Source organism: Sphingomonas sp. (assembly GCF_035317925.1).
Lineage (GTDB): Bacteria > Pseudomonadota > Alphaproteobacteria > Sphingomonadales > Sphingomonadaceae > Sphingomonas_I.
Genome location: NZ_DATHFV010000083.1, coordinates 1 through 26,099, shown reverse-complemented (window position 1 = coordinate 26,099; position 26,099 = coordinate 1). Strand labels below are relative to the sequence as shown.

Sequence of the window (26,099 nt, the reverse complement as noted above, 5' to 3'; positions counted from 1 at the left end):
CGCCGAAATGCTCGATAATGGTCGAACGCGCTTGACGCCGGAGCGAGGCAGGCGAAAGATCGTTGAATAAACTGGGAAAGACTTCGGCGAAGGAGAGTAAACATGCTGCGACTTGCACTGTCCTCTTTGCTTATCTTGTGTGCTTCCACCAGCCCGGTTTTTGCCCAGACAACCGGCTATACGCCGCCAGGCGGGACTGGCGGCCTGGGCGTCGGCGGCCCGGGCTGGGGCAGCTACGGCACGCCCGCGATCGTGCCGATGGGCCGCCACGCTCCGCAGCTCAAGGCGCGCGCGGACCAGGTCAGGGTCGGCAAGGTTGTCTATTCGACCTACGGCCCCCGGATCGGCTCGATCGCCTACGCCGACAACAATGTCGCGGTGGTGAAGTCGGCGCATTGGGCGCTGCGCGTCCCGGTCGCGGCCTTTGCCGTTCAGCGTGATCGCGGCCTGCTGCTCGACGTCTCGCCCTCGCGCTTCGACAAGCTCGCGCAAACCGGCGGCGCGCCCACCCGGAACTGACGCCCGGCGCCCTGCCGCGCGCCGCTACGCAGAAACGCTTCGTTAGGATCACGCCGGATAGGGTGGGCCCGAGTGAACGGAGGAGCATATGCGGCGCGCGCTGGCGGCAATTTTTCTGGCCTGTTCGTTGGGCGCGGCGCCGGCGTCGACCAAAGTCTCTTCCGCCGATCCCGATCTGGCAATCGCATTCTTCAACGCCATTCCCGATATCTGCTTTCAGACGGCGCGCGGGCATGGCCCCACTGCGGAAAATGCCGGCGCGCTGCTCCTCGATCCCCTGCCGGGAATCCCGCCTTCCCTCCGAGCGAACTTCGGCAACATCCCGACCTGGTTTCGGCTGAAGTCGAAGCCTGAGAACATCTTCGTCGGGGTCGGCGATCGGATGCATGCGTGTCACCTTGTCCTGACGGATACGACCCAGGCGCAAGAGGTCCAAAGCAAGGCGAAGGCCATCCTTGCGGCCACGGGTTTCACCATGGTCAAAGGCCCGACCCTAAACGATACGATGACCGTCTTCGCAAAACAGGCGCCCGACGGATATATGCTCGTCGCGCTTCAGGGGCCCTTCAACGCCACAGACGGTGGCGCCGGAGTTCAGGCCGTCGCGGATGTGAACCTGATGCCTAAGGCGATGTTCGAGGCCATGCTCAAGCCGCATTGATCGCGGCGAGATCAGGGCTTCGGCGTTTCCGGCGCCGGCAGATATTTCGGCAGCCGGCGCGCGTGCGTCGCTTGTTCGTACGCATAACCCAGCGCGATCAGCTTCGCTTCGGCCCATTTCGCGCCGATGAAGGACAGGCCGACCGGCAGTTCGTGCACTTGCCCCATCGGCACGGTCAGGTGCGGATAGCCCGCCACCGCCGGATAATTGCCCGCGCCGCCGCCGACGAAATGGTCGCCCGCGACCAGGTCGCTCCGCCACGACGGCCCACCCGTTGGCGCGACCAGGGCGTCGAGATGGTCATCGGCCAACATCTTGTCGATCCCGTCCACGCCCGCCAGCCGCCGCGCTTCCGACGCGGCTTTCTTGTAATCGGGGTCGTCATAGCCCTTCGACGCCTGCGCCTGCTCGAAGAATTCCTGCCCGAACCAGGGCAGTTCCTTGTCGGCATGCGCCCGGTTGAACGCGATCAGGCTCGCCATGTCGCGCACCGTCACGTTCGACGGCGTCGAGGCGAGATAGGCGTTCAGATCCTGCTTCAGCTCGGTGATCAGGATCGCCTGCTCGTAATCGCCCATCTTGTCGTGATCGGCGGGTTTCTTGACGTCGACCAGGATCGCGCCCGCCGCCTTGAGCTCGGCCAAAGCCGCCTCGAACACTTTGGCGGTACCCGGCTCGTCCCCGATCGCCCAACGCAGCACGCCGATCCGCGCGCCCTTGAGCGCGCCGGCATCCAGCGCTTTCCTATAATCCTGCTTGTGCGCGTCCGCCTCGGCGGTCGCCGCGTCGGCGGAGTCGGTCCCCGCCAGCACGGTCAGCAAGGCCGCGGTATCGGCGACGCTCGTCGTCATCGGGCCCGCCGTATCCTGGCTGTGCGAGATCGGCACGACATGCGTGCGCGACACCAACCCGACCGTGGGCTTCAGCCCGACCAGCGCCGCGACCGACGCCGGGCAGGTCACCGATCCGTCGGTCTCGGTGCCGATCCCTGCCACCGCCAGCCCGGCGGCGATCGCGGAGCCCGTGCCCGACGACGATCCGCACGCCGAACGATCGAGAATATAAGGATTGCGCGTCAGCCCGGCGACGCCGGTCCAGCCGCTGGTCGAATGCGGCGAGCGCATATTGGCCCATTCGGACAAATTGGTCTTGCCGATCAGGATCGCGCCTGCCGCGCGCAGCCGCGCCATCAACGGCGCGTCGCGATGCGTGACGTTGCCCGCCAAGGCGAGCGAGCCCGCCGTGGTCGGGATCGGATCGGCGCTGTCGATATTGTCCTTGATCAGGATCGGCACGCCCTCGAGCGGCCCACGCACATGCCCCGCCTTGCGCAGCGCATCCGAATGCGCCGCATCCGCCAGCGCGTGTGGGTTGAGCGCGAGCACCGCGTTCAGCTTGGGTCCGGCTTTGTCGACCGCGGCGATCCGCGCCAGATAATGCTGCACCAACGCGACCGAGGTCGTGCGCCCGGCCGCGAGATCGGATTCGACCTGCGCGATCGAGCGGTCGGGCGCGGGCGCGGCAGCGACGAGGAGAAGGGCGAGCGGGGCGAGGATCGGTTTCATGACCGGAACGAAGCAGTTTGCGCAGCCGACTGCAAGTGACACAAACTGACGTCACCCCGCGCAGGCGGGGATCCATAATCACTGACGCCCCGGTTCCATATTAGGGGTTGGGGCTATGGATTCCCGCCCGCGCGGGAATGACGTGAAAAGCGGCCGAAGCGAAATCTTTCGACAGGGCAAGGCGCTTTGGCGTTGCAAAAAGTGCGCGGTCCCGCAATTTGGAGATCATGGCGCTCGACCGAAGAATAGCCGCCGTCACCGATCGGGTGATCGCGCGATCCGTGGCTTCGCGCCGCGCCTATCGCGATTTGATCGATCGCGAACGCGAGCATGGCGTCGATCGCCCGCGCCTGTCGTGCGGCAATTTCGCGCATGGCTTCGCCGCCGCCGGCGAGGACAAGTCGGCGATCATCGCGCAGAAGGCGATGAATATCGGCCTCGTCACCTCCTATAACGACATGCTGTCGGCGCATCAGCCCTACGGCCGTTATCCCGAACAGATGAAGCTGTTCGCGCGTGAGATCGGCGCGACGGTGCAGGTCGCGGGCGGCGTGCCGGCGATGTGCGATGGCGTGACGCAAGGCCAGCCCGGCATGGAATTGTCGCTGTTCAGCCGCGACGTGATCGCGCTGTCGACCGCGGTCGGGCTCAGCCACGGCATGTTCGGCGGCGCGGCCTTGCTCGGCATCTGCGACAAGATCGTCCCCGGCCTGCTGATCGGCGCGCTCCGCTTCGGCCATCTGCCCGCGATCCTCGTGCCGGGCGGGCCGATGCCGTCGGGTCTGTCCAACAAGGAAAAGCAGCGCGTCCGCCAGCTTTATGCCGAGGGCAAGGCCGACGAGGCGCAATTGCTCGAAAGCGAAAGCGCGTCCTATCATTCGGCCGGCACCTGCACCTTCTACGGCACCGCCAATTCGAACCAGATGATGATGGAGGTGATGGGCCTGCACGTGCCCGGCGCCGCCTTCGTCAATCCGGGCACCAAATTGCGGCAGGAGTTGACCCGCGCCGCCGTCCATCGACTGGCCGAGATCGGCGCCGATGGCGACGATTATCGCCCGCTCGGCCACTGCGTCGACGAGAAAGCGATCGTCAACGCCGCGGTCGGGCTGCTCGCCACCGGCGGCTCGACCAATCACGCCATCCACCTGCCCGCGATGGCGCGCGCGGCCGGCATCATCTTCGATTGGGAGGATCTCGACGCCCTGTCGCAGGCGGTGCCTCTGGTGGCGCGCGTCTATCCCAACGGCTCGGGCGACGTGAACCATTTCCACCAGGCGGGCGGCATCGCGTTCGTCATCTCGACTCTGCTCGAAGCCGGGCTGCTGCACGACGACATCCTGACCGTGTGGCAGGGTGGCATTCGCGCTTATGCCGGCGATCCGACGCTCGATGGCGAGAAACTGATCTGGCAGCCGGTCACCGAAAGCCGCGACGACTCCATGCTGCGCCCGGCCTCCGCGCCGTTCCAGCCCGACGGCGGCATGCGCCTCGTGCGGGGCAATCTCGGCCGCGCAACCTTCAAGACCAGCGCGGTCGAACCTACCCGCTGGACGATCGAAGCCCCGGCCCGCATCTTCCACGATCAGGACGACGTGCTCGCCGCCTACAAGAAGGGCGAGCTGCATCGCGACGTGATCGTCGTCGTCCGTTTCCAGGGGCCGCGCGCCAACGGCATGCCCGAATTGCACAAGCTCACGCCCGCGCTCGGTTCGCTGCAGGACAAGGGTTTCAAGGTCGCGCTCGTGACCGATGGCCGCATGTCGGGCGCGTCGGGCAAGGTGCCCGCGGCGATCCATCTCTCGCCCGAGGCGCTCGGCGGCGGTCCGCTCGGCAAGCTGCGCGACGGCGACATCGTGCGCCTCTCGGCGGACGACGGCACGCTCGACGCGCTGGTCGACGCGGCCGAGTGGGCGGCGCGCGATCTGGTGTCGGCACCGCGCCCGCATATCGGCACCGGGCGCGAGCTGTTCTCCTTCATGCGTCACGGCGCGAGCACCGCCGAGCAAGGCGGCTCGGCCCTGCTCGCCGCGATGTGCGAGGATCTGGGCGAAGGCATGTCCGGCGACGGCATATCGCTCGACAAGAATATCGAAGACGAGGAAATCGACGCGTGAACATCGACAAGGTGATGCGGATGGCGCCGGTCATCCCGGTGCTGGTGGTCCAGGATGCGGCGCACGGCCTGCCGATGGCGCAGGCGCTGGTGAAGGGCGGCCTGCCCGTGCTGGAAGTGACCTTGCGCACCGAAGCCGCGCTCGACGTGATCCGCGAAATGTCGAAATGCGAAGGTTCGTTCGTCGGCGCGGGCACCGTGCTCAACGAAAAGCAGCTTGATCAGGCGATCGACGCGGGCGCCAAGTTCATCGTCAGCCCGGGTCTGACCAAGCCGCTCGCCAAGGCCGCGATCGAACGCGGCATCCCCTTCCTCCCCGGCATCGCCACCGCCGCCGACATCATGCGCGGGCTCGATCTCGGGCTCGACCGCTTCAAATTTTTTCCGGCCGAAACATCGGGCGGAATCAAGGCCTTGAAGGCGCTTGCTGCGCCTTTCTATCAGGTTCGTTTCTGCCCGACCGGCGGCATCACGGTCGATACCGCGCCCGATTGGCTCGCGGTCGATGCGGTTTTGTGCGTCGGCGGCTCCTGGCTCGTGCCCGCGGGCGAGCCCGATCCGGCGGGCATCGAAGCGCGCGCCCGCGCCGCCGCATCCCTGCGCAAGTGAGCGCGCTCGACGGCATTTCCGAAGACCAGCCCGCCCTCGCCCGCGCCGATGCGATTTCGCATCTGGCGGCGGCGATCGGCTTCGACTGGGACGACGCCGCCGGCGCGCGCGCCAAGGTGATCGAGGAAATGACCGAGGTCGATACGGCCGACACACTGGCTGAACGCGCCGACGAGATCGGCGACCTGCTGTTCGCGATCGTCAACTGGGCGCGCAAGCTCGGCATCGATCCCGAAGCCGCCCTCCATCAGGCCACCACCAAATTCGAACGCCGCTTCCGCGCGATGGAAGCCGAAGCCGGCAATGGCCTGCCCGGCCTCACCCTCGATCAGATGGAAGCGCTCTGGCAGTCGGTGAAGCAGCAGGCGGGCTGACCACGCGCTCGCCGTCTTCCTTGGTGAAGTCGGTCGGCAGCCTGTCGAGCAAGGCCAGCACCGCCTCGGACGGCCGGCACAATTTTGTCCCCTTCGGCGAGACGACGATTGGCCGGTTCACGAGGATCGGATGGTCGAGCATCGCATCCAGGACCGCATCGTCCGGCGTAGCCGGATCGAGCAAACCGAGTTCGGCAGCGGGCGTACCCTTGTCGCGCAGCACATCGCGCGGACGCGCCTCCATCGCCGCCAGCAGTTGTTCCAGCTGCGGCCGGGACCAGCCGACCTCGCGATACAGGATAACGGTCGGCCGATAGCCCGCCGCCTCGATCATCGCGAGCGCGTTGCGCGACGTGCCGCAATCCGGATTGTGATAGATGGTGATCGGAAAGTCGTTCATTGCGCGCGCGCCTCTTTGATGAGCCAGCCGAAGAAGGCGACGCCCGCGAGCGCGCCCACGATCTGCGCCGCCACGAACAGGGGCACGCTCGCGGGGGCGATGCCGGCGAACGTGTCGGACAGGCTGCGCGCGACCGTCACCGCCGGATTGGCGAAACAGGTCGAGGCGGTGAACCAATAGCCCGCGACGATATAGAGCCCGACCGCGACCGGCGTGGTTTCGGGGCGCCGGGCCTGCGTGCAGAGGATGGTGCCAATCAGGCCGAATGTTGCGATCCATTCGGACAGGCCTTGGCTCGGCCCGGCGCGCAGCTTGTGCGAGACCTGCAAAATGGGTTCGCCGAACATCGCATGCGCCAGCCACGCGCCGATCACCGCACCCGTAAACTGAGCGAGGACGTACAGGAGCGCGCTATGCCGATCGATCTGGCGGCCCAGCAGCGCGGCCAATGTCACGGCGGGGTTGAAATGTGCGCCCGACACCGGCCCGAATATCTGGATCAGCACGATCAGGCCGGCACCCGTGGCGATCGTGTTGCCGAGCAAGGCGACCGCCGCATTCCCGGCCGCGAGCCGCTCGCCCATGATGCCCGAACCGATCACGATTGCGAGCAGCAGGGCAGTGCCGACAAATTCGGCCGCCAGCCTTCGCCGTAGATTCATCGGCTCCCGCCTCAGTCGCAGCAGGGCATGACGGCGGGCAGCGCGCAGATTTCGGGACGGCCCGCGCAGCAATCCTCCATCAGGAAGCCGAGCAGGCCACGCATCCCGTCATAGTCGGCCGAATAGAGGATCGAGCGCCCCTCGCGCTGCGACCGGATCAGCCCGGCATGGGCAAGGATCGTGAGGTGGGTGGACAGCGTGTTGGGCAATACCGCCACCTCACGCGCAATCTCGCCCGCGGGCAGACCCTCGGGCCCTGCACGCACCAGCAGGCGGAACACGGCGAGCCGGCTGGCATGGGCCAGCGCGGACAAGGCCTCGACGGCGGTCGGCAACTGCATCAGCCGCACGCCGCCTGCGCCTTGGGCCCGCAACAGGCACTTGCGGCGGGCAGCGCCTCATCCTCGCCATAGGAGGTCGCCTCGCCGTGGGTGAAAAAGGTTTCCCAACGCACGCCGGCCGTGTCGCTGACCCAGCTTTTGTCGGATTGGGCATAGCAGCACGTCGTCGCTTCCTGATCGAACGTCGTCGCCCCCGCCGCCTTGAGCCGCGACGCGATCGCGCCGAGCGCGTCCGCGCTGTCGACCTGGATGCCGACATGATCGACGCCGTTGGCGCGCGCCCGTGCCGAAATGGCGAGGTTCACGCAGGGATCGTCCAGCATCCACTTCGCATAATCCTGCTTCACCACCGTCGGCGCGGCGTCGAACAGGGTGGAATAGAAGGAAATGGCCGGCGCCAGATCGGGCACGCTGACGTGAAGGTGAAGGCGTTTCATACTTCGCTCCATGATTCGATATTTCGAGAATATACGAATCATGAGACAGTTCAAGCCTCCGCCAGACGTCAAAACCGATACCCAGCGTGCTTGTGATAGCCCTTCTTCCGCCAATTTCGTATGCGGATACCGGCGCGCTTTGACGAAGGATTGCGGTCGGTGACGAATACCGTGGCCCAAACAGACTATGCCGGCGTGTCCGCGCAGGAAGTCATCGCCTTTGCCGAACTCATGAACGATCTCGAACTGCAGCACATCGAAATGTTCGGCGATTCCGTCAACTCCGCCATCGTGACCAACGTCAAGGCCGCCGAACTCAAGGGACAAAGCGTCAGCATTCGCGGCCTGGCGCGCGTCGTCGTCCTCCAGCCATCGACCATCCGCCGGCGTATCGCCAACCTCGTCGAGCGCGGCTGGCTGATCCATGACGAGACCGGCGTGCATTTTGACGAAGCCGCCCGCGAACGCGGCGCGCCGAAAGTCCGCCTGGCCATGCTCCGCTTCGCCCACGCCTTGAACAAATTGGGGTGGGGCGATTTTCGCCCACCAACCTGATGTTTGCCGATGTCCGCTTCGCTACCGCCCGGGTCGGCAACAAAAGGACACGTCATTGTTCACGACCCGCATCACCGAAAAGTTTGGACTGAAAGTCCCGATCATCAATGCCGGCATGGCGTTCGTTGCCGGCCCCGAATTGGCGGCGGCGGTCGCCGAAGCCGGCGGGCTCGGCATGCTTGGCGGCGCGATGGTGCCCGCCGAAGGCCTGCGCATGATGATCCGCGCCACGCGCAATCTGACGTCCGGCTGCTTCGGCATCGATCTGATCGGCGAGTTCATCGACGACACGCACATCGATGTGTTGATCGAAGAGCATGTGCCGCTGGTGGTCTTCTTCTGGTCGGCGCCCTCGCCGGCACAGGTGGCACGGCTCAAATCCGGCGGTGTCGGCTTCTGGATGCAGATCGGCTCGATCGACGAAGCCAAAGCCGGCGCGGCGCTCGGCGCGGAAGCCCTGATCGTTCAGGGCTCGGAAGCGGGCGGGCACAACCGCTCCGAGGCGCCACTTGCCCCCCTGTTCGCGGCCGTTCACGATGCGCTGCCCGATCTGCCGCTGGTCGCCGCGGGTGGAATAATCGACGGCGCGACCATGGCAGCGGCCTTGTCGCGTGGGGCCGACGCTGTCTGGTGCGGCACGCGTTTCCTCGCCTCGCGCGAAGCCGACGCCCACGAAGGCTATAAGGCGCGCGTTGTTCAGGCGGGGAAGGATTGCACCGCACTGACGACCGTATTCGGGCCCGAATGGCCAGGTCAGCCCATCCGCGCGCTGGTGAATGAGGCCGTTCGCACCTCCGATGGCCGCGTCGAGGCCGCGCTGGCGGAGGCCGCCGGGCAGATCATCGGAACGACGATCCTGGGCGGACAGACGATGCCCGTTCCCCGCTACAGCGCCATTCTCCCGACGCGCGCCTTCGACGCCGATCTCGAATGGGCCTGTCTCACCGCGGGCGAATGCGCAGCCGATATAAGTTCTGTCGAGCCGGCGCGTGCGATCATCGATCGAATGATGGACGAAGCGCGGCGAGCGATGGCGATCCGCACCGAACCCGCTTGGCTGTGAGAACCGCGCCGGCGCTTTATCGACCCGCTACCGTCGGATCAGCCCCATCATCCGCAGCAACAACCACGTCGCGATCGAGCAGCCGACCGCGAAGATCGTCGCCCACAAGGTCCCGCTGGCGCCCTGTTCAAACGGCATCCCGCCCGTATTCATCCCGAAGAAACCCGTCACCAAAGTCGCCGGCATAATCAGCGCCGTGATCACCGACAGCAGATAGACATTCTCGTTGGTCTGCTGGCCCGCCTGCAAATCGAGTTCCTCGCGCAGCAGCCGCAACTGGCTTTGCGCCGCCACCACATCGCGCTCGATCGGCTGCAGCCGCCGCACCGACCGGGCGAGCACTTCGCCATAAGCGGGCGCGATCGTCGGATCCTCGCTCGCGCGATACAGCGCCGTGTACATCCCGCTCGCCATCCGGTGCAGCCGCGCGGTCAGCCGGCGCAAAGTCACCAAGGCGCGCGTGTCTGGTACATTCTGGTCGGCGAGGATCCGGTCCTCCAGCGCCAGCAATTCCGACAGCGCGCCCGCCGTGCGCAACGCCAGCGTATCCGCCAAACTGTCCAGGATCAGCTCGAGCGCGCCGGCCGCATCGAGCGTGTCGGCCTGCGCGGCGCGATGCCGGAACACATCGGGCGTATGCAGCGGATGATGGCGTCCGGTGAGGACCAGCCCCGGCCGCAGCGCGACCCGCAGCGCGCCGATCTGCTCGGTCTGCTCGCGATCGAATTCGCGCTGGAAATCGGGCAGCACCAGCGCCAGCGCATCCTTCATCCCCATCGCGCGCGGCTGATCGTCCGACGACAGGAACAAGGCCTGCAGGTCGGCGGGCAGGCCCGATTGAGTCGCGATCCAGCGTGCGCTGCGCTGATCCCATAGATCCAGGTGGAGCCAGCGGAACGGCGCATCGGCCGGCGGGGTCCCCTCGGCCAGCTTCATGCCGTCCTCGCATTGCCAGCAGGTCCAGACCAGGCCCGGCTCGATCAACGGCTGCAGAGGCGGTTCGCTGGACGTGGGGGTTCGCCTCGGGTTGAAGTGGATCGGCTAGAGTGCCGATATGACACTCTTGTTACCGATCAGCGACGCGACTGGAAGCGTGCCCATTCGTCGGGCGAAAGCCGCACGTCCATCGTCAGCGTCTCGCCCGCCATCGCCTGGTCGAGCACTTCGCCATGCTGGTGCAGCCACGCGATCGCGCCGCCGTCGCCGGCGGCGAGGTCGATGCTGTGCACGCGCGCCCCGGCGAGCAGGCGTTCGGCCACGCCCCGGCGCAGATCCTCGACCCCTTCGCCGGTCAGCGCCGAGATCGGGAGCACATCCTCGTCGCGCGCCGCGTCGCCGAGCACGCGTTCGTGCGCCTCGGGGTCGAGCGCATCGAGCTTGTTCCAGACTTCGATGATCGGGGCGCCCTCGCCCGCTTCCGGGCCGACCCCGATTTCCTTCAGCACCGCGAGCACGTCCGCGCGCTGCGCTTCCGTATCGGGATGCGCGATGTCGCGGACATGGAGGATCAGGTCGGCCGCGGTCACTTCCTCGAGCGTCGCGCGGAACGCCGCCACCAGCTGCGTCGGCAGATCGGACACGAAGCCGACCGTATCGGACAGGATCACCTTGTCGATCCCGGGCAGCGACACCTGCCGCATCGTCGGATCGAGCGTCGCGAACAGCAGGTTCTCCGCCATCACGTCCGCGCCGGTGACGCGGTTGAACAAGGTCGATTTGCCCGCATTGGTATAGCCGACCAAGGCCACGACCGGCCACGGCGCACGCTCGCGCCGCGCACGGTGCAGCCCGCGCGTCCGCCGCACCTGTTCCAGCTCGCGCCTTATCTTGGCCATGCGGTCGCGGATCAGGCGACGGTCGGCCTCGATCTGGGTTTCGCCCGGACCGCCGAGGAAGCCGAAGCCGCCGCGTTGCCGCTCAAGGTGGGTCCAGGATCGCACCAGCCGGCCCGCCTGATAATCGAGATGCGCGAGCTCGACCTGGAGCCGGCCCTCCGCCGTCGCCGCGCGCTCGCCGAAGATTTCGAGGATCAAGCCGGTCCGGTCGATCACCTTGGCCTCGCAGGCCTTCTCCAGATTCTTCTGCTGGACCGGCGTCAGCGCGGCATCGACCACGACCAGTTCGGCGTCGTGCATCCGCGCGGCCTGCGCGATCTGCTCGACCTGGCCCGAACCGAACAAGGTGGCGGGCTTGGGTTGGCGCACGCGGAAGGACAGCCGGTCGACCACCTCGAGCCCGATCGCGGCGGCCAGACCGGCCGCCTCCTCGAGGCGCGCCTCGGTATCGCGCAGCCCGCTATTCAGCTCGGGCAGCGCTATGACCGCGCGGGCGCCGTGGCGCACCTCGTCGGTTTCGTCGCGATTGAAGACACTCATTATCGCTAGATAGGAGTTCGAAGCGGGGCTTTCACCCCGCCGCGCTCACTCTTCTTCCTCGCCTTCCTCACCGCTCATCAGGTTGAGCGGATGGAGCGGCTGCACCGTCGAGATGGCGTGCTTGTAGACAAGCTGGCTCATGCCGTCGCGGCGCAGCAGCATGCAGAACAGGTCATAGGCCGCGATCTCGCCCTGGAGCATCACGCCGTTGACCAGGAACATCGTCACCGGCTCGCCCGATTTGCGGACGGCGGCGAGGAAGATTTCCTGCAGCAGCTGCGATTTGCGGTCCTCGAACGCCTTCTCGACCTCGGCCAGGTCGATCGGGTGCGCGGGCATCACCGTCGAGATGGCATGCTTGTAGATCAGCTGGCTCTGCCCGTCGCGACGGAGCAGGACCGAGAAATTGTCGAACCAGGTGATGATGCCCTGCAACTTGACACCCTTGACGAGGAACATCGTCACCGGGGTCTTGGACTTGCGGAGCGTGTTCAGGAAAATATCCTGAAGATTGTTGACCTTATCCGCCATGGGGGCTTGGCCTTCTTTCGTCTTGGCGAGTCATGGGCCCGCGCTGGCGCCGTTCACGGCGTCGTGTTTGTCCCGGGGGTGGGGCGATTGCACAATATCTCACGCTGCGTTGCAGCACAAGCATGCAGCAGCCTTACTGTCCTTCTTTGCGCGGAACGCGAAACTGATTAACCACGAAAAGAGGTTATCGCCCGCGTAACAAAAATGTATGTCAGATGAACGCTCATCATGATGCGTTGGGGGAAAGTCATGAATATCAAGCGTTTGACGATTGCCGCGCTGTTCGCGGCCGCAGCGGTGGCGCCGGCTCAGGCGGCGAATTTCCTGTTTCAATATGATGCGGACCAAAGCCTGTCCCAGGTGGGCAGCCCGTTGTCGGCTACTCTCTATCTGACCACATCGGATGTGCTCAACTCGATCGGCGGCTACGACATCTTGTCGGCTTCGGGAACGGTCGACGGTTCGGCGGTGACCGGTCTTGTCGTCAACCCGAACCAGCCGAACCTGGGCTTGGTCGCCTCCTTCTTCTTCGACAATGTCCTCTACACGTCGGGGCCGGGGCTCTCCGAGGCTGGGTTTGTCGTCTCCACCTCCGCGTTGACGATCAATTTCGGCTATTCGGGTGGCTATTATGCCATCTCCGCCGACGGCAGCACGCACGTCAACACCCATGGCCAAACCGTTTTCAACACCAAATTTTCGACAGGCGATGGCTCCTTGAGCGCAGTCCCCGAGTCGGCTTCCTGGGCGATGATGGTCGCGGGCTTCGGCATGGCCGGCGCCGCGATGCGCCGCCGTCGCCCGACAGTCAGGTTCGCCTGACCAAAATGGCTCCGGCCGGCTGAACGCCGGCCGGATGCCTATTCCTCTTCGGCGCGCGGATCGGCGAGGCCGAGGCTCTTCAATTTGCGATGGAGCGCGGAGCGTTCCATCCCGATGAAGTTGGCGGTGCGGCTGATATTGCCCGAGAACCGGCGAATCTGGACGCGCAGATATTCGCGCTCGAACGTCTCGCGCGCCTCGCGCAGCGGCGTGCCCATGATCGAACGCGCGGCGTTGCCGGGAATGATCTCGGCCTGGCCCGACAGCAATTCGGGCGGCAGCATGTCCGCATCGATCCGGCCGATCCTGTCACCCGGTGCGAGGATGATCGTGCGTTCGATCACGTTGCGCAGCTGGCGGACATTGCCCGGCCAGTCATAGGCCTGGAGCGCGGCCACCGCTTCGGGGCTGATGTCGGGCGTCGGCACGCGCCGTTCGGCGGCGTAACGCGCGGCGAAATGCAGCGCGAGCGTCGGCACGTCCTCGCGCCTTTGTTCGAGCGGCGGCAACATCACCGGCACCACGTTCAGCCGGTAATAGAGGTCCTCGCGGAAGCGCCCGGCGGCGATTTCGGCAGTCAGGTCGCGCGCGGTGGCGGAAACGACGCGGACGTCGACCTTGACCGTGCGCGTGCCGCCGACGCGGGTGAAGCTCTGGTCGGTCAGCACGCGCAATATCTTGGCCTGCGCCGACATCGGCATGTCGGCGATCTCGTCGAGGAACAAAGTTCCCCCATGTGCTTCCTCAAGCAGGCCCGGCTTGATCAGCTCATTGCCTTCCTCAAGGCCGAACAATTCCTCCTCGACCCGGTCGGGGGTCATCCGCGCGGCGGCGACCACCACGAACGATGCCTTCACGCGTGGCGACCAATTGTGGAGCAGGCGTGCGGCGACTTCCTTGCCCGCCCCCGCCGGCCCCGCGAGCAGCACGCGGCTGCCGGTCCCGGCGACGCGCTTCAGCGTGGCACGCACCTGGTTGATCGCCTGACTGGTACCGGTCAGTTCGTCTTCCTGCCCGACCTGTGCGCGCAACGTCGCATTCTCGCGCCGCAGCTGATCGGTCTCGGTCGCACGCGCGACGAGGTGGAGCAGGCGCGAGCTTTCGAACGGCTTCTCAATGAAGTCGACCGCGCCCTGCCGCACCGCCGCCACCGCCGTGTCGAGGTTGCCGTGGCCGGAGAAGACGATCACCGGCAAGGTCGGGTCGCGCCGCTTGATCTCGCTCAGCAATTGCAACCCGTCGAGGCGCGAGCCCTGCAGCCACACGTCGAGCAGCACCAGGCTCGGCCGCCGTTCAGCGAGCGCGGCGAGCGTCGAATCGGCGTCCCACGCGCTGCGCGGGCGATAGCCTTCGTCTTCGAGCACGCCGGAGACGAGCTCGCGGATATCGGCTTCGTCATCAACAACCAGAATATCGAGCGACATGATGTTTACAGGCTCCTGCCATTCGCAAGCTCTGGAATGCGCGCGTCGGCCGCGTCATCGGCAGCAATCGCGTCCAGTGCATGCAGATCGAAATCGAGATGGACGATCGTGCCGCCGCCGGGGCGGTCGGCGAAGCCGATCGTGCCCATATGCTCCTCGACGATGCGCCGCACGATGGCGAGGCCGAGGCCGGTGCCCTTGGCGCGCGTCGTCACATAAGGTTCGGTCAGACGGTCGCGCTCGGCGGGCAGGCCGACGCCGTCGTCGGCCACGTCGAGGATCAGGCGGCCATCGACCGTCTGGATCGTCATCGCGACCATGCCGCCCTGCCCTTCGCCGAGCCGCGCCTCGACCGCCTCGCACGCATTCTTGACGATGTTGGTCAGCGCCTGGCCGATCTGGCGGCGATCGCACACCATCGCCGGCGCAATATCGGGCGCGTCGAGGCTGAAGCGGATCGCGGGATGCGCGACTTCGTGCAGGAACAGCGACTGGCGCGCGATTTCGGCCAGATTCTCGCTGCGGAAGGTCGGCTTGGGCATGCGCGCGAAGGACGAGAATTCGTCGATCATGCGCCGTATGTCGCCGACCTGCCGGACGATCGTCGAAACCAGTTTCTCGAACGTGCCGCCGTCCCCTTCGTCGATCTGCTTGCCGTAGCGGCGCTGGAGCCGTTCGGCGGCGAGCTGGATCGGGGTCAGCGGATTCTTGATCTCGTGCGCGATCCGGCGCGCGACGTCGGACCAGGCCGCATGGCGTTGATCGGCCAGCTGCTGGGTAATGTCGTCGAAGGTCAGCACATGGCCGTTGCCGGCATTGACCACGGTCACCGCGAGCGTGCTGACCTCGCCTTCGCCGGCCAGCTGCACCACCGCCTGACGTTCGCCCGTATCGAGCACGCGATCGAGCTCGGGCACCAACGCGTGCAAGGGCTGGCCGATCGGGCTGGCGTCCCCGGTGCGCAGCAGCGCCTGGGCGGACAGGTTGATCAGGGTGACTTCGCGCTCGCGATTGACCGAGATCACGCCCGCCGACACGCCCGACAGCACCGCCTCGGTCAGCGCACGGCGGCTTTCGAGCGCGCCCGTCTGTTCCTGCAGGCGCCGCGTCATGCGGTTGAACGCCGCGGCGAGGCGCCCGACCTCGTCATATTTGTTGGGCGCGGGCACGCGCGCGCCGAGATCGCCGCCCGCCACCCGTCGGGCGGCGCCGACCAGTTCGCCGATCGGTCGGACGATGCGATCAGCGACGGCGAAGGCAATCCAGATCGCGATCGCGACCGTGAGCAAGGATACGATCAGCAACGCGGCATTGAACTGCAATTGCAGCGTCCGCGCCCGCGCCATGAACGCCTGATAATCGTCCATCGCCAACGTCGCCCGCGCGGACTGCGCGATCGCGAGCCGATTGGCGCCGCGCGATATCCAGAGATAGGTGCGTGAATCCGTGTCGAGCGGGATCACGGCTTCCATGCGATCGGGCAGCACCTTAACCTGCGGCTGTTGCCGATCATAATCGGCGAGCTTCGCGGGATCGACAAGGCGATCGAGCGGCGTGTTCTTGTCGAGATTGGCATACCAGATCGGGTATTCGCTATTGTCCGAAACCACCCGGATCACGGCGGCTTGGTCGAGTTGGCGAAACACGACCTGCTTCGCAAAATAACTCGCCCACCGTGGATCGTCCGAGCGGGCGGTAGCCAATGTGGCGAGAAGATCGTCCCGCATCGCGGTCGCGTTGCGCCACAGGTTGGTGCGATGCTCGTTGATATAGGCCTGCACCACGCGATCGGCATTCTGCAGCACGACGCTGGCGCGGTCGGAGAACCAGAAACGCACGCCGAACTGGAACAGCAACGACGCGAAGATCACGACCAGCAAGGTCGGCACCGCGGCCAGCACCGAGAACAGGGCGACCAGGCGCACGTGCAGGCCGCCGCGTGCGCCGAGTGGCGACCGTTCCGACCGGCCGCGCGCCACCCGCTGCGCGATCAGCACCAGCAGCGCCATCGCCGGCACTAGGTTGCCGACCAGCAGCAACGCCACCAGGAACGGGTTGAGCGGACGATCCGGCGTACCGTGATTCAGGATCGAATAGGTGATCGCGGCCACGCCGATCATCGCCGCGACCGTCAGCGGTTCGCCGATCGCAAGAATGCGACGCGAGCGGAACAGCAGGCCTATGCGTCGCCGCAATCGCGACGTCTGCCGAAGAGTGCCTCTGGGGGACGGCATCATCGTGTCCCGGCTACCACATCGTTGTGGCGCATGGAACACATAGTGTGTCCTGAATGCGGCGAGCCGTTCGCCTAGTCGCTTCGTCGCACCTGCGGGCCGACGCCCAGATCGGTGAGCTTCTTGCGCAACGTGTTGCGGTTGATGCCGAGCAGCCGCGCGGCCTTGAGCTGGTTGCCGCGCACCGCCGCCAGCGTCAGCCGCAACAGCGGCCGTTCGATCTCCGCCAGCACGCGATCATAGAGACCATCGGGCGGCAGCGCGTTGCCATAGGTCGCGAAATGCCGCGCGAGATGTTGCTCGATCGCCTCGCCCAGCCCCGCGCCTTCAGGCACGGTCGCTGCCGGTTGCCCGCCCACTCCCAATTGCTGCTCGATCAAAGCGGGCGTGATCACCGCATCGCGGGTCAACGCCGCCAGCCGGCGCATCAGATTCTCGAGCTCGCGCACATTGCCCGGCCAGCTGTGGCGTTCGAGCCGCGCGACCGCGGCCGTATCGAGCTGCTTGCGCGGCAGGCCGTCGGCGGCGGCGCGGTCGAGAAAATGGCGCGCCAGTTCGCCCACGTCGGACCCGCGCTCGCGCAACGACGGCAGCCGCACCGGCACGACGTTGAGCCGATAATAGAGATCTTCGCGAAACTGCCCCTCGGCGATCAGCCTGGGCAATTCCTGATGGGTCGCGGCGATGATCCGCACGTCGGCGCGGATCGCGCGCGCGCCACCGACGGGCGAGAATTCGCCCGACTGGAGCACGCGCAGCAGCCGCGTCTGAGCCTCCATCGGCATATCCCCGATCTCGTCGAGGAACAAAGTACCGCGCTGCGCCTGCTCGAAGCGGCCGGCGGTACGCTGCGCCGCGCCGGTAAAGGCGCCGCGTTCATGGCCGAACAATTCGCTCTCGATCAGCTCGCGCGGGATCGCCGCCATGTTGACCGCGACGAAGGGGGCTTCCTTGCGCGGCCCGAAATCATGGATCGCGCGCGCGACCAGTTCCTTGCCGGTGCCGGATTCGCCCAGCACCAGCACGGTCAGGTCGTTGGAGACGACCCGTGCGATCGTGCGATAGACCTCCTGCATCGGCGGCGAACGGCCGATCAGCGGCAGATCCTCACCCGCCTGATCATTATCGTCCAGCCCGCCGGCGGGGCCGCGCGCAAGCGCATCGTCCACCGTCTGGACCAGCTCGCTGAGATCGAACGGCTTGGGCAGATAATCGAACGCGCCCTGCTCGGTCGCGCGCATCGCGGTGGTGAACGTGTTCTGCGCCGACAGCACGATGATCGGCATGTGCGGATGATCGGCGAGCAGTTCCGGCACCATATCGAGCCCGTTGCCGTCAGGCAGCACGACGTCGGTCAGCAGCACCTGCGGCCGGAACGTGCGGATCACACGCCTGAGTTCGGCGGCACTGGCGGCGGTCTCGACCGTATGGCCGGCGCGCCGCAACGCTTCGCGCACCACCGTGCGGATCGCCGCATCATCGTCGCACACCAAGACGCGCCCGCCCATTTTCACTTCCTCGGCGCGCGCGGCAGCATCAGACGGAACACGGTGCGCTCCGGCTGTCCCTCGCGCGCATATTCGACAATGCCGCCCTGATCGGCGACCAGCTTCTCGACCAGCGCCAGCCCCAGGCCCCGCCCGTCCCGTTTCGAGCTGACGAACGGATCGAACAGATGCTCGGCCAACTCGGGCGGTGCGCCGGGACCGTCGTCGATCACGCACACTTCGATCGGCAATTGCCGCCGCCCGTCACCGCCGTCGGTCACCATCCGCATGCCATGACGATAGGCGGTGGTCAGCGTGACAGATCCGCCCTCCTCGCCCAGCGCCTCGGCGGCATTCTTGAGCAGGTTGATCACCACCTGCACCAGCGAATCGCGATGCCCGAGAATGGGTGGCAGAGACGGATCGTAAATCTCTTTGAAGACGATGTTTTCCCCGAAACCCCGCATCGCCACGCTGCGCGCATGTTCGAGGATGGCGTGGATATTCTGCGGCTCCAGTTCGAGTGGCCTTTTGTCGGTGAAGCCCTCCATCCGGTCGATCAGAGCGGCGACGCGATCGACCTCGTCGCGGATCAATCGGGTCAGCGCGCGGCTATCCTCGTCGGCATTGGCCTCGAGCAACTGGGCCGCGCCACGGATACCAGACAGCGGATTCTTGATCTCGTGCGCGAGCAGGGCAGCCGCGCCCGCCGCCGCCAGATTGCCGCCCGCGCGTCGCGCGATCGGCGCCGCGCTGGGATAGGCATGGAGCGCGACCACGCGCCAGCCGGGCCAGTCGGGCAAGGGCGCGGCGAGCAGGTCGGAGCGCAAATGGCGCTGACCGGGCAGCAAAACTTCCAGGTCGTAGGCGACGAACGGGGTCTCGCTCGGCATCGTGCGCAGGTGATGGCCGGTCGCGTCGTCTATCCCCATACCGATGATCGCGCTGCGCGACAGGTTGAGCAACGTCTCGGCGGCGGCATTGGTGTCGAGGATGATGCCTTCCTCATCCACCACCAGCAGCGGCGTCGGCAAGGCAGCCAGCAAGGCCTCCGCCGGCGCCGGGCGCGCGTCTCCACGCGCACGCAGCCGGGCTAGGCGGCCGCTCGCGTAGTCCATGGAGCGTAAAATTCGGCGAGCATGGCCAGCACGATCCTGGCGACGGGTTCCTGGTTCACGCGATTGCGGAACTCGGCCGAGCCGGTCAGGCCCTTGGTGTACCAGCCGATATGCTTGCGCGCCATATTGACGCCGACTTCCTTGCCGTAGAGGTCGAGCATTTCTTCATAATGGCTTGTGATCGCGCGATATTGCTCGTCGAGCGACGGATCGGCACGATGCTCGCCGGTCTGCAGCCAGCGCATCACCTGCGCGAGGAACCAGGGCCGGCCATAGGCGCCGCGGCCGATCATCAGCCCGTCCGCACCGGATTGGGTAAGCGCCGCATCGGCATCCTCGATCGAGCAGATATCGCCGTTGACGATCACCGGAATCGAGACCGCGTCCTTGACCTTGCGGATGAACGCCCAGTCGGCCGAGCCCTTGTACATCTGGCAGCGGGTGCGGCCGTGGACGGTGATCATCTTGATCCCGATATCCTCGGCGATGCGCGCCAGTTCGGGCGCGTTGAGGCTGTGATGATCCCAGCCCATCCGCATCTTGAGCGTGACCGGCACCTTGACCGCCTTGACCGTCGCTTCGATCAGCTCGGCGGCGAGCTTGGGCTTGGCCATCAGCGCGGAACCGGCGTCGCCATTGACGACCTTGCGCACAGGGCAGCCCATATTGATGTCGACGATCGCCGCGCCCTTGTCCTCGGCGAGCTTGGCGGCTTCCCCCATCGAAACGGGTTCGCAACCGACCAGCTGCATCGACACCGGATCCTCCATCGGATCCCACAACGCTTTCTGGATCGACTGACGCGTTTCGCGGATCGCGGCCTGGCTCGCGATCATCTCGGTCACGTTGAGACCAGAGCCGTAGGAACGCACGATGCGGCGAAACGGCAGATCGCTGACGCCCGTCATCGGCGCCAGAATTACCGGCGTCTCGATCGTCACATTACCGATTTGGATGGGCTTGAGCCGGGTCACGCGTGTTACTTTGCCTAAAAATCAGGCAAGCCCTACAGGTTTAAGCGTCGCCCCGCAACCAGCGCGCGCGTCAACGCGGACCTGGATCACCCGCCCGTCACGGGCGGAAAGAGCGCAACTTCATACGCCCCGGTGATCAGCGCGTCCGAGCCTGCGAACTTCTGATCGATCGCCGCGCGCAGGCAGGTCGGGTCGCCAAGCGCTGAGGCATGGCCCGGGCTGCGCGTCGCCAGCCACGCGATCAGCCCGGCCACGTCCGTCACCTCTGCCGGCGGATCGACCTCTTCGCGATCCAGCCCGATCCGCTCGCGCACCCACGCAAAATAGAGAATATCCACATCAATCCATGTGCTTGAGGCCGACGCGCAGATAATCCCAACCGGTCACCGCGGTCAGCCCCGCCGCGCTCCACAGACAGAACAGGCCGACCCAGCCGATCCAGCTCTGGCTCGGCACCGCGCCCGCCAGGATCAGCGCACCGAGCGAGACCAGCTGGAACGTCGTCTTCCATTTGGCGAGCTGGCTGACCGGCATCGATACGCGCAGTTCGGCCAGGAATTCGCGCAGACCCGATACCGCGATCTCGCGCACCAGGATGATCAGGGCGGCGATCACCGCCAACCCGTCGATCGCGCGTGTGAAGATCAGCAGCACGATCACGGTCGCGACCATGATCTTGTCCGCGATCGGATCGAGGAAGATGCCCAGTTTCGACACCGCGCCCTGCGCGCGGGCGAGATAGCCGTCGAAATAATCGGTGATCGCGACCAGGCAGTAGAGGCAGAAGGCGAGCCAATAATCGCTCACCCCCGGATGCCACAGCAACAGCACCATCACCGGCATCGCGACGATTCGCGACAGGGTGAGGAGGTTGGGGAGCGTCAGCATCTGAAACAACTCTAGAGCCTGATCGCCACTGGTGGAAGCACGGCGTGCTCCCGCCAGTGGCGTGAATCAGGCTCTCGGCAAATATTGAGACCTTGATTCACGGATCAGGCTGATTCAGCCTGATCCGACCAAGGTCTGCGCGGCTAATCGCTCATGGGGAGGGGGCGTTCGAACAGCATCACATCCTGCCCGCGAGTCTGGCCCTGCCGATACGCGGTGAAACCGAGCTTGGCGCCAACCCGCTGCGATGCCGGGTTTTCCGCATCGATGATGCAGACCATCCGGGATGGCCCGAAAGTCCGTTCGTACCAGTCGATCACGGCGACCATGCCCTCGGTCGCATAGCCGAGGCCGACCGCCCATGGCGCGATCCACCATGCACCTTCCGGACAGGAATCGAAATCCGCGCCGAGATCGCGCTCGAATCGGGCGAGGCCGACATTGCCGACGTAGCGGCCGGTCGCGCGCTCCTCGACCGCGAACAGGCCATAGCCCAGCGCGATCCAGTGACCGATATAGCGCAGCATGCGCGACCAGTTTTCCTGGCGATCATAAACGCCGCCGACGAAGCGCATGAAATCGGGGTCCGTAGTAAGGGGAATCCGCTCCGCGAGGTCGCCCAGCCGGTGCTGGCGGAGCAGCAGCCGCGGAGTCTCGATCACCGGCCCGCCGGGGATCGAAATTGGGTCATTAAGGGACATTATAGGCGGCTGTTGGAGTTCGTGCATCGGATCGTCTATGAGCCCCGACCGTGAGTAAAACCAGCGACGCGTCGAGCGCCATTCGATGACCCCGTCATTCCGGCTTCTCGGGAAGCGCCGATTCCTGCCGTTGTTCGCAACGCAGTTTCTAGGCGCGTTCAACGACAATCTGTTCAAACAGTCGATGGTCCTGTTCGCAACCTATTCGATCTATTCGGACGCGAAGAAGGAAGCCGCGTTCAGCGCGATCGCGACCGGCCTGTTCATCCTCCCCTTCTTCCTGCTGTCGGCACTGTCCGGCCAGCTCGCCGACAGCCACGACAAGGCGCGCATCATCCGCCTGATCAAGACGGCCGAGATCGCGATCATGGTCGTCGGCGCCGCCGGCCTGATGTTCGCCTCGGTCCCGCTGATGCTCGGCGCGGTGCTGGCGATGGGCGCGCACTCGACCTTCTTCGGGCCGATCAAATATGCGATCCTGCCCCAGCATCTGAAACGCGGCGAGGTGCTGGGCGGCACCGGCCTGGTCGAGGCCGGAACCTATATCGCGATCCTCGGCGGCACGATCCTGGCAGGCCTGATCAATGCGCAGGTCGCGGCGGTGATGGTGCTCGCTGTCGCCGGGCTCGGCTGGCTCACCGCGCGCGGCGTCCCCCCCGCCCCGCCGCCCGGCGAACGGCCGCCGATCGACATCCATATCATCCGCGCCTCGATCACCCTGGTCTCGGCGACGTTGCACATTCCGCGCCTGTTCCTGGCGATCCTGTCGATCAGCTTCTTCTGGATGATCGGTGCGGTGCTGGTGATCGAATTCCCGCCGCTGGTGAAGAACGTCTTCACCGCCGACAAGCAGGTCGCGAGCCTGTTCCTGGCGATCTTCTCGGTCGGCGTCGCGATCGGATCGATGCTGATCAACCAGCTGCTCAAGGGCAAGGTGTCGGCGCGTTTCGCCCCCGCCTCGGTGCTCGCCATGGCTTTGTTCGTGCTGGTGATGGTGGTGGCGGCCGGACGCTGGGTCCCCGCGCCCGCGGGCACGCTCTATTCGTTCAGCGCCTTTGCCCATCACCCGGGCGCGCCGTTGGTGGCGATCAGCCTGCTCGGCGTATCGGTGACGGGCGGCATGTTCGTCGTGCCGCTTTACGCCTTCCTCACCACTACGGTGGAAAGCGACCACACCGCGCGCACCGTGGCGGCGAACAATATCGTCAATTCGGGTTTGATGGTGGTGGGCGCGGTCGGCGCGATCGCGCTGGCCAATGCCGGCGTGTCGGTCGTGGATGCGCTGGCGAGCGTCGCGGTGATGTGCCTCGGCGCGGCGGCGCTGTCGTGGCGCCTGCATCGCGCCTGCGATGGCGTCGACTGCGGCTGAACGATCAGCCGATCAGCAGCATCACCACCAGAAAACCCAGCATCCAGGCGCGTACGAACAGGCGCGCCTCGTCCGAGCTCAGCGAAAAGAGGGAAGCGGAAGCGGGCTGCGCAATGGCCATGGCCGATGTCCTAGACGAACACGCGGCCCGCTTCACGTCTTAACGGGGTTAACGGCTTACTTCTTGCCGCCGAACAAAGACGCCAGGAAGCCGAAGAGGCCGCCGCTGGCCGCCGGCTTCGGTGCAGGCTTGGGCGCCGATGCTGCGGGCGCGGCAGGTGCTGCTGCCGGCTTGGGGGCCGCGGCTACCTGCGGTGCTGCGGCGGGCTTGGGGGCCGCAGCCGCCTTCGGAGCCGCAGTCTTTGCCTTGGGCTTGGCGGCCGCCTTGGCCTTGGCCGCAACCTTGGGCTTGGCCTTGGCCACGGTCTTGGGCTTGGCTGTCGACTTCGCAGCCGGCTTGGCCGCGGGCTTCGGCGCGCTCTTGGTGGCAGGCTTGGCGGCCGTCTTGGGCGCGGTTTTCGGCGCCGCCGTCTTCGCGGGCGCCTTGGGCGCAGCGCTCTTGGCTGCCGCCTTCACGACAGGCTTGGCTGCCGCCTTCACGACAGGCTTGGCCGCCGACTTTGGCGCAGCCGGCTTGGCAGCGGCCTTCGGTGCTGCCGCTTTCTTGGCGGCAGGCTTGGGCGTGGTGGTCTTCGGCTTCGCTGCAGCGGTCTTGCCGCTGCTCGTTTTAGTATCGGCCATTCACCTTCTCCGTCCAGTGACTTGCAGGCTTGAACCTACACAGGATCGCACGGTTCCGAAACGATTTGCGTACAGAAATATGCGACAGGCGCAATCTTGCGCTTGATCGGGCCGGCGCGGCGTTTATTGGTAGCGCTAACAGGTACCCGCCGGGACACATCGCGGGACAGGGTGCGAACGAAAACCAAGGATCCGTAGGAGGGGTTTTATGGCGAAGTCGAAGCTGGCGGGCCTTGCGCTCGCTTTATCCGTGCTGCCGTTGCCGGTTCTGACCGCCCCAGTGCTGGCCGAAAACGTGCCGACCGTCTCGCCCGACGGGCATCATTATCTGTCGCAGCCGCTGACGAGCCAGATCTACACCGCCGATCCCTCGGCGCATGTCTTCAACGGCAAGATCTACGTCTACCCCTCGCACGACGTGCCGACCGACATCCCCGACGACGATCTCGGCAGCGAATATGCGATGCACGATTATCGCGTGCTGGAGATGGATCATGTCGGCGGGCCGGTGACGGTCGGCCCCGTGGCGCTCGATGTGAAGGACGTGCCGTGGGCGTCGAAGCAGATGTGGGCGCCCGACGCCGCCTATAAGAACGGCACCTATTTCCTCTATTTCCCGGTCCGCGACAAATCCAAGGACAAGCACGGCCTCGGCACCTTCCGCATCGGCGTCGCCACCTCGAAGAGCCCGATGGGCCCGTTCAAGGCCGAGCCCGCGCCGATCAAGCTCGCTTATTCGATGGATCCCGCCGTCTTCACCGACGATGACGGCAAGTCGTACATGTATTTCGGCGGCATCTGGGGCGGTCAGCTCCAGCGCTGGGCCACGGGCAAGTTCGATCCCAACGGTTCGGACACCGACCTTCATCAGGACGGCAAACCCGCGCTTTCGGGCAAGGTCGCGCGGATGACGCCCGACATGAAGCAACTCGCCGAAAAGCCGCGCGACGCGCTGATCCTGGACAAGGGCAAGCCGGTGCTCGGCGGCGACCACGACAAGCGTTTCTTCGAGGCATCGTGGATGTTCAAGCGCGACGGCAAATATTATTACACCTACTCGACCGGCGACACGCATTTCCTCAACTATGCGCTCGGCAAGAGCCCCTATGGGCCGTTCACCTACACCGGGCATATCCTGCTGCCGGTACAAGGCTGGACCACGCATCATTCGATCATCAAGGCGGATGGCAAATGGTGGCTCTTCTATGCCGACACGCAGATCTCGAACAAAAACCACCTGCGCAACGTCAAGGTGACCGAGCTGCACTTCAATCCGGATGGCACCATCCAGACCGTCAATCCGTTCGTCGATTGAGGGCCTGAAGACGCATGTTCCTGGGTATCGATATCGGCACGTCCGGCGTGAAGGCGGTCGTGATCTCGGCAGACGGCAATGTCGCCGGCCAGGGCACGGCCGCGCTCACCGTCTCGCGGCCGCATGACCTGTGGTCCGAACAGAAGCCGGAGGATTGGTGGGCGGCGACCGAAGCCGCCGTCCGCGCGATCGATCCGGCGGTGCGCCGCTCGGTACGCGGAATCGGCGTTGCCGGGCAGATGCACGGCGCGACGTTGCTCGACGCGGCGGACAAGCCGCTCCGCCCCGCCATATTGTGGAACGACGGCCGCTCTTATGCCGAGTGCGAGGAGATGGAGGCGGCCGTGCCCAACCTCCACGCCATCGCCGGCAATCTCGCCATGCCGGGCTTCACCGCGCCCAAGCTTGCATGGGTGCGCAAGCACGAGCCCGACATCTTCGACCAGGTCCGCACTGTCCTGCTGCCCAAGGATTATGTCCGGCTGCGGATGACCGGCGAGAAGGCATCGGACATGTCTGACAGCGCTGGCACCTTGTGGCTCGACGTCCAGAAACGCGACTGGAGCGACGCGCTTCTCGCCGCCACCGGGCTCAGCCGCGATCAGATGCCGCGCTTGTTCGAAGGCTCCGAAATCGCCGGCACGCTCCGCCCGGAAATCGCCGAGACCTGGGGCATGGCCGCGGTTCCGGTGGTCGGCGGCGGCGGCGACAATGCTGCCGGCGCGGTCGGCGTCGGCGTGGTGTCGGACGGCGACGCCCTGCTCTCGCTCGGCACGTCGAGCGTGATCTTCATCGCGACCGACGATTTCCGCCCCAAT

General features: G+C 65.9%; 27 protein-coding genes and 1 pseudogene. 11 read left to right on the top strand and 17 right to left on the bottom strand.

Going from position 1 to position 26,099, the window contains the following annotated elements:
• The first annotated feature begins 102 nt into the window (after nt 1–102).
• Complete coding sequence (locus tag VK533_RS06275) at nt 103–519, top strand: hypothetical protein (protein WP_324376004.1); 417 nt, start codon at nt 103–105, stop codon at nt 517–519.
• A gap of 88 nt (nt 520–607) precedes the next feature.
• On the top strand, nt 608–1,180 hold the full coding sequence (locus VK533_RS06270; RefSeq protein WP_324376003.1) for a hypothetical protein: 573 nt from the start codon (nt 608–610) through the stop codon (nt 1,178–1,180).
• Between the two features lie 11 nt (nt 1,181–1,191).
• Here VK533_RS06270 and VK533_RS06265 read toward each other — a convergent pair whose 3' ends face one another.
• Entirely contained in the window at nt 1,192–2,745 is a 1,554-nt protein-coding gene (locus VK533_RS06265) for an amidase (protein WP_324376002.1), read from the bottom strand.
• 227 nt (nt 2,746–2,972) lie between these two features.
• Here VK533_RS06265 and edd point away from each other — a divergent pair, with 227 nt between their 5' ends.
• Genes edd through VK533_RS06250 form a run of 3 tightly spaced genes read left to right on the top strand, consistent with a single transcriptional unit; the run spans nt 2,973 to nt 5,844 of the window.
• On the top strand, nt 2,973–4,862 hold the full coding sequence (edd, locus tag VK533_RS06260; protein ID WP_324376001.1) for a phosphogluconate dehydratase: 1,890 nt from the start codon (nt 2,973–2,975) through the stop codon (nt 4,860–4,862).
• Nucleotides 4,863–4,876: 14 nt separating this feature from the next.
• Nucleotides 4,877–5,470, top strand: a complete 594-nt coding sequence (eda, locus tag VK533_RS06255) for a bifunctional 4-hydroxy-2-oxoglutarate aldolase/2-dehydro-3-deoxy-phosphogluconate aldolase (RefSeq protein WP_324376017.1) — start codon at nt 4,877–4,879, stop codon at nt 5,468–5,470.
• Nucleotides 5,467–5,844 carry a MazG nucleotide pyrophosphohydrolase domain-containing protein gene (locus VK533_RS06250; RefSeq protein ID WP_324376000.1) on the top strand — a complete coding sequence of 126 codons (378 nt, stop codon included), beginning with the start codon at nt 5,467–5,469 and terminating at the stop codon, nt 5,842–5,844. Before eda ends, VK533_RS06250 begins: the two co-directional genes overlap by 4 nt.
• Here VK533_RS06250 and arsC read toward each other — a convergent pair.
• Genes arsC through VK533_RS06230 form a run of 4 tightly spaced genes read right to left on the bottom strand, consistent with a single transcriptional unit; the run spans nt 5,789 to nt 7,684 of the window.
• Nucleotides 5,789–6,244 carry an arsenate reductase (glutaredoxin) gene (gene arsC, locus VK533_RS06245; protein WP_324375999.1) on the bottom strand — a complete coding sequence of 152 codons (456 nt, stop codon included), beginning with the start codon at nt 6,242–6,244 and terminating at the stop codon, nt 5,789–5,791. The two genes, VK533_RS06250 and arsC, sit on opposite strands and share 56 nt — an antisense overlap.
• On the bottom strand, nt 6,241–6,906 hold the full coding sequence (locus VK533_RS06240) for an MIP/aquaporin family protein (protein WP_324375998.1): 666 nt from the start codon (nt 6,904–6,906) through the stop codon (nt 6,241–6,243). Before VK533_RS06240 ends, arsC begins: the two co-directional genes overlap by 4 nt.
• A gap of 11 nt (nt 6,907–6,917) precedes the next feature.
• The gene (locus VK533_RS06235; protein WP_324376016.1) at nt 6,918–7,247 is read right to left on the bottom strand and encodes a metalloregulator ArsR/SmtB family transcription factor; all 330 of its coding nucleotides are present in this window, start codon (nt 7,245–7,247) and stop codon (nt 6,918–6,920) included.
• Nucleotides 7,247–7,684 carry an ArsI/CadI family heavy metal resistance metalloenzyme gene (locus VK533_RS06230; RefSeq protein WP_324375997.1) on the bottom strand — a complete coding sequence of 146 codons (438 nt, stop codon included), beginning with the start codon at nt 7,682–7,684 and terminating at the stop codon, nt 7,247–7,249. Before VK533_RS06230 ends, VK533_RS06235 begins: the two co-directional genes overlap by 1 nt.
• Nucleotides 7,685–7,843: 159 nt before the next feature.
• Between VK533_RS06230 and VK533_RS06225 the strand changes: the two genes are divergently transcribed.
• Together VK533_RS06225 and VK533_RS06220 are read left to right on the top strand one after the other, a co-directional pair.
• Nucleotides 7,844–8,239 carry a hypothetical protein gene (locus tag VK533_RS06225; protein WP_324375996.1) on the top strand — a complete coding sequence of 132 codons (396 nt, stop codon included), beginning with the start codon at nt 7,844–7,846 and terminating at the stop codon, nt 8,237–8,239.
• 55 nt (nt 8,240–8,294) lie between these two features.
• Nucleotides 8,295–9,302 (top strand): nitronate monooxygenase, encoded by a 1,008-nt coding sequence (locus VK533_RS06220; RefSeq protein WP_324375995.1) that lies wholly within the window; start codon nt 8,295–8,297, stop codon nt 9,300–9,302.
• Nucleotides 9,303–9,329: 27 nt separating this feature from the next.
• Here the strand turns inward: VK533_RS06220 and VK533_RS06215 are convergent, their stop codons facing one another.
• From VK533_RS06215 to hfq, 3 genes and pseudogenes are all read right to left on the bottom strand, one after another.
• Nucleotides 9,330–10,286 carry a CorA family divalent cation transporter gene (locus VK533_RS06215; RefSeq protein ID WP_324375994.1) on the bottom strand — a complete coding sequence of 319 codons (957 nt, stop codon included), beginning with the start codon at nt 10,284–10,286 and terminating at the stop codon, nt 9,330–9,332.
• 89 nt (nt 10,287–10,375) lie between these two features.
• Nucleotides 10,376–11,677 (bottom strand): GTPase HflX, encoded by a 1,302-nt coding sequence (gene hflX, locus VK533_RS06210; RefSeq protein WP_324375993.1) that lies wholly within the window; start codon nt 11,675–11,677, stop codon nt 10,376–10,378.
• Nucleotides 11,678–11,722: 45 nt separating this feature from the next.
• Nucleotides 11,723–12,220, bottom strand: a pseudogene (gene hfq, locus VK533_RS06205) (RNA chaperone Hfq); the annotation flags it as partial.
• 237 nt (nt 12,221–12,457) lie between these two features.
• Here hfq and VK533_RS06200 point away from each other — a divergent pair.
• The gene (locus VK533_RS06200; RefSeq protein ID WP_324375992.1) at nt 12,458–13,030 is read left to right on the top strand and encodes a PEPxxWA-CTERM sorting domain-containing protein; all 573 of its coding nucleotides are present in this window, start codon (nt 12,458–12,460) and stop codon (nt 13,028–13,030) included.
• 38 nt (nt 13,031–13,068) lie between these two features.
• Here the strand turns inward: VK533_RS06200 and VK533_RS06195 are convergent, their stop codons facing one another.
• From VK533_RS06195 to VK533_RS06160, 8 genes are all read right to left on the bottom strand, one after another.
• On the bottom strand, nt 13,069–14,454 hold the full coding sequence (locus VK533_RS06195) for a sigma-54 dependent transcriptional regulator (RefSeq protein ID WP_324375991.1): 1,386 nt from the start codon (nt 14,452–14,454) through the stop codon (nt 13,069–13,071).
• 5 nt (nt 14,455–14,459) lie between these two features.
• Nucleotides 14,460–16,649 carry a sensor histidine kinase NtrY-like gene (locus tag VK533_RS06190; RefSeq protein WP_324375990.1) on the bottom strand — a complete coding sequence of 730 codons (2,190 nt, stop codon included), beginning with the start codon at nt 16,647–16,649 and terminating at the stop codon, nt 14,460–14,462.
• A gap of 113 nt (nt 16,650–16,762) precedes the next feature.
• Nucleotides 16,763–18,196, bottom strand: coding sequence for a nitrogen regulation protein NR(I) (gene ntrC, locus VK533_RS06185; RefSeq protein ID WP_324375989.1), 1,434 nt, complete (start codon nt 18,194–18,196; stop codon nt 16,763–16,765).
• Nucleotides 18,197–18,198: 2 nt separating this feature from the next.
• Nucleotides 18,199–19,293, bottom strand: coding sequence for a two-component system sensor histidine kinase NtrB (locus tag VK533_RS06180; protein ID WP_324375988.1), 1,095 nt, complete (start codon nt 19,291–19,293; stop codon nt 18,199–18,201).
• Nucleotides 19,269–20,267 (bottom strand): tRNA dihydrouridine synthase DusB, encoded by a 999-nt coding sequence (gene dusB / locus VK533_RS06175; protein WP_324375987.1) that lies wholly within the window; start codon nt 20,265–20,267, stop codon nt 19,269–19,271. The genes VK533_RS06180 and dusB overlap by 25 nt, the downstream gene beginning before the upstream one ends.
• Before the next feature lie 86 nt (nt 20,268–20,353).
• Entirely contained in the window at nt 20,354–20,611 is a 258-nt protein-coding gene (gene moaD, locus VK533_RS06170; RefSeq protein WP_324376015.1) for a molybdopterin converting factor subunit 1, read from the bottom strand.
• Nucleotides 20,607–21,155 (bottom strand): CDP-diacylglycerol--glycerol-3-phosphate 3-phosphatidyltransferase, encoded by a 549-nt coding sequence (gene pgsA, locus VK533_RS06165; protein ID WP_324375986.1) that lies wholly within the window; start codon nt 21,153–21,155, stop codon nt 20,607–20,609. The genes moaD and pgsA overlap by 5 nt, the downstream gene beginning before the upstream one ends.
• Before the next feature lie 143 nt (nt 21,156–21,298).
• Nucleotides 21,299–21,856: a GNAT family N-acetyltransferase gene (locus VK533_RS06160; RefSeq protein ID WP_324375985.1), complete on the bottom strand. Its 558-nt coding sequence runs from the start codon at nt 21,854–21,856 to the stop codon at nt 21,299–21,301.
• Nucleotides 21,857–21,941: 85 nt separating this feature from the next.
• On the opposite strand from VK533_RS06160, the gene VK533_RS06155 reads away from it, so the two are divergent.
• The gene (locus VK533_RS06155) at nt 21,942–23,225 is read left to right on the top strand and encodes an MFS transporter (RefSeq protein WP_324375984.1); all 1,284 of its coding nucleotides are present in this window, start codon (nt 21,942–21,944) and stop codon (nt 23,223–23,225) included.
• A gap of 177 nt (nt 23,226–23,402) precedes the next feature.
• Here the strand turns inward: VK533_RS06155 and VK533_RS06150 are convergent, their stop codons facing one another.
• Nucleotides 23,403–23,966, bottom strand: coding sequence for a hypothetical protein (locus VK533_RS06150; RefSeq protein ID WP_324375983.1), 564 nt, complete (start codon nt 23,964–23,966; stop codon nt 23,403–23,405).
• A 208-nt stretch (nt 23,967–24,174) separates the two neighbouring features.
• On the opposite strand from VK533_RS06150, the gene VK533_RS06145 reads away from it, so the two are divergent.
• Nucleotides 24,175–25,281: a glycoside hydrolase family 43 protein gene (locus tag VK533_RS06145; RefSeq protein WP_324375982.1), complete on the top strand. Its 1,107-nt coding sequence runs from the start codon at nt 24,175–24,177 to the stop codon at nt 25,279–25,281.
• Between the two features lie 14 nt (nt 25,282–25,295).
• Nucleotides 25,296–26,099 (top strand): FGGY family carbohydrate kinase (locus VK533_RS06140; RefSeq protein ID WP_324375981.1); only part of this gene is annotated, 804 nt, incomplete at its 3' end.

Coding starts and splice junctions, on each gene's coding strand:
- VK533_RS06275 (WP_324376004.1), top strand. CDS start 103: ATGCTGCGACTTGCACTGTCCTCTTTGCTTATCTTGTGTGCTTCCACC.
- VK533_RS06270 (WP_324376003.1), top strand. CDS start 608: ATGCGGCGCGCGCTGGCGGCAATTTTTCTGGCCTGTTCGTTGGGCGCG.
- VK533_RS06265 (WP_324376002.1), bottom strand. CDS start 2,745: ATGAAACCGATCCTCGCCCCGCTCGCCCTTCTCCTCGTCGCTGCCGCG.
- edd (WP_324376001.1), top strand. CDS start 2,973: ATGGCGCTCGACCGAAGAATAGCCGCCGTCACCGATCGGGTGATCGCG.
- eda (WP_324376017.1), top strand. CDS start 4,877: ATGCGGATGGCGCCGGTCATCCCGGTGCTGGTGGTCCAGGATGCGGCG.
- arsC (WP_324375999.1), bottom strand. CDS start 6,244: ATGAACGACTTTCCGATCACCATCTATCACAATCCGGATTGCGGCACG.
- VK533_RS06240 (WP_324375998.1), bottom strand. CDS start 6,906: ATGAATCTACGGCGAAGGCTGGCGGCCGAATTTGTCGGCACTGCCCTG.
- VK533_RS06235 (WP_324376016.1), bottom strand. CDS start 7,247: ATGCAGTTGCCGACCGCCGTCGAGGCCTTGTCCGCGCTGGCCCATGCC.
- VK533_RS06230 (WP_324375997.1), bottom strand. CDS start 7,684: ATGAAACGCCTTCACCTTCACGTCAGCGTGCCCGATCTGGCGCCGGCC.
- hflX (WP_324375993.1), bottom strand. CDS start 11,677: ATGAGTGTCTTCAATCGCGACGAAACCGACGAGGTGCGCCACGGCGCC.
- VK533_RS06200 (WP_324375992.1), top strand. CDS start 12,458: ATGAATATCAAGCGTTTGACGATTGCCGCGCTGTTCGCGGCCGCAGCG.
- VK533_RS06195 (WP_324375991.1), bottom strand. CDS start 14,454: ATGTCGCTCGATATTCTGGTTGTTGATGACGAAGCCGATATCCGCGAG.
- ntrC (WP_324375989.1), bottom strand. CDS start 18,196: ATGGGCGGGCGCGTCTTGGTGTGCGACGATGATGCGGCGATCCGCACG.
- VK533_RS06180 (WP_324375988.1), bottom strand. CDS start 19,293: ATGGACTACGCGAGCGGCCGCCTAGCCCGGCTGCGTGCGCGTGGAGAC.
- pgsA (WP_324375986.1), bottom strand. CDS start 21,155: ATGCTGACGCTCCCCAACCTCCTCACCCTGTCGCGAATCGTCGCGATG.
- VK533_RS06160 (WP_324375985.1), bottom strand. CDS start 21,856: ATGTCCCTTAATGACCCAATTTCGATCCCCGGCGGGCCGGTGATCGAG.
- VK533_RS06155 (WP_324375984.1), top strand. CDS start 21,942: ATGACCCCGTCATTCCGGCTTCTCGGGAAGCGCCGATTCCTGCCGTTG.
- VK533_RS06150 (WP_324375983.1), bottom strand. CDS start 23,966: ATGGCCGATACTAAAACGAGCAGCGGCAAGACCGCTGCAGCGAAGCCG.
- VK533_RS06145 (WP_324375982.1), top strand. CDS start 24,175: ATGGCGAAGTCGAAGCTGGCGGGCCTTGCGCTCGCTTTATCCGTGCTG.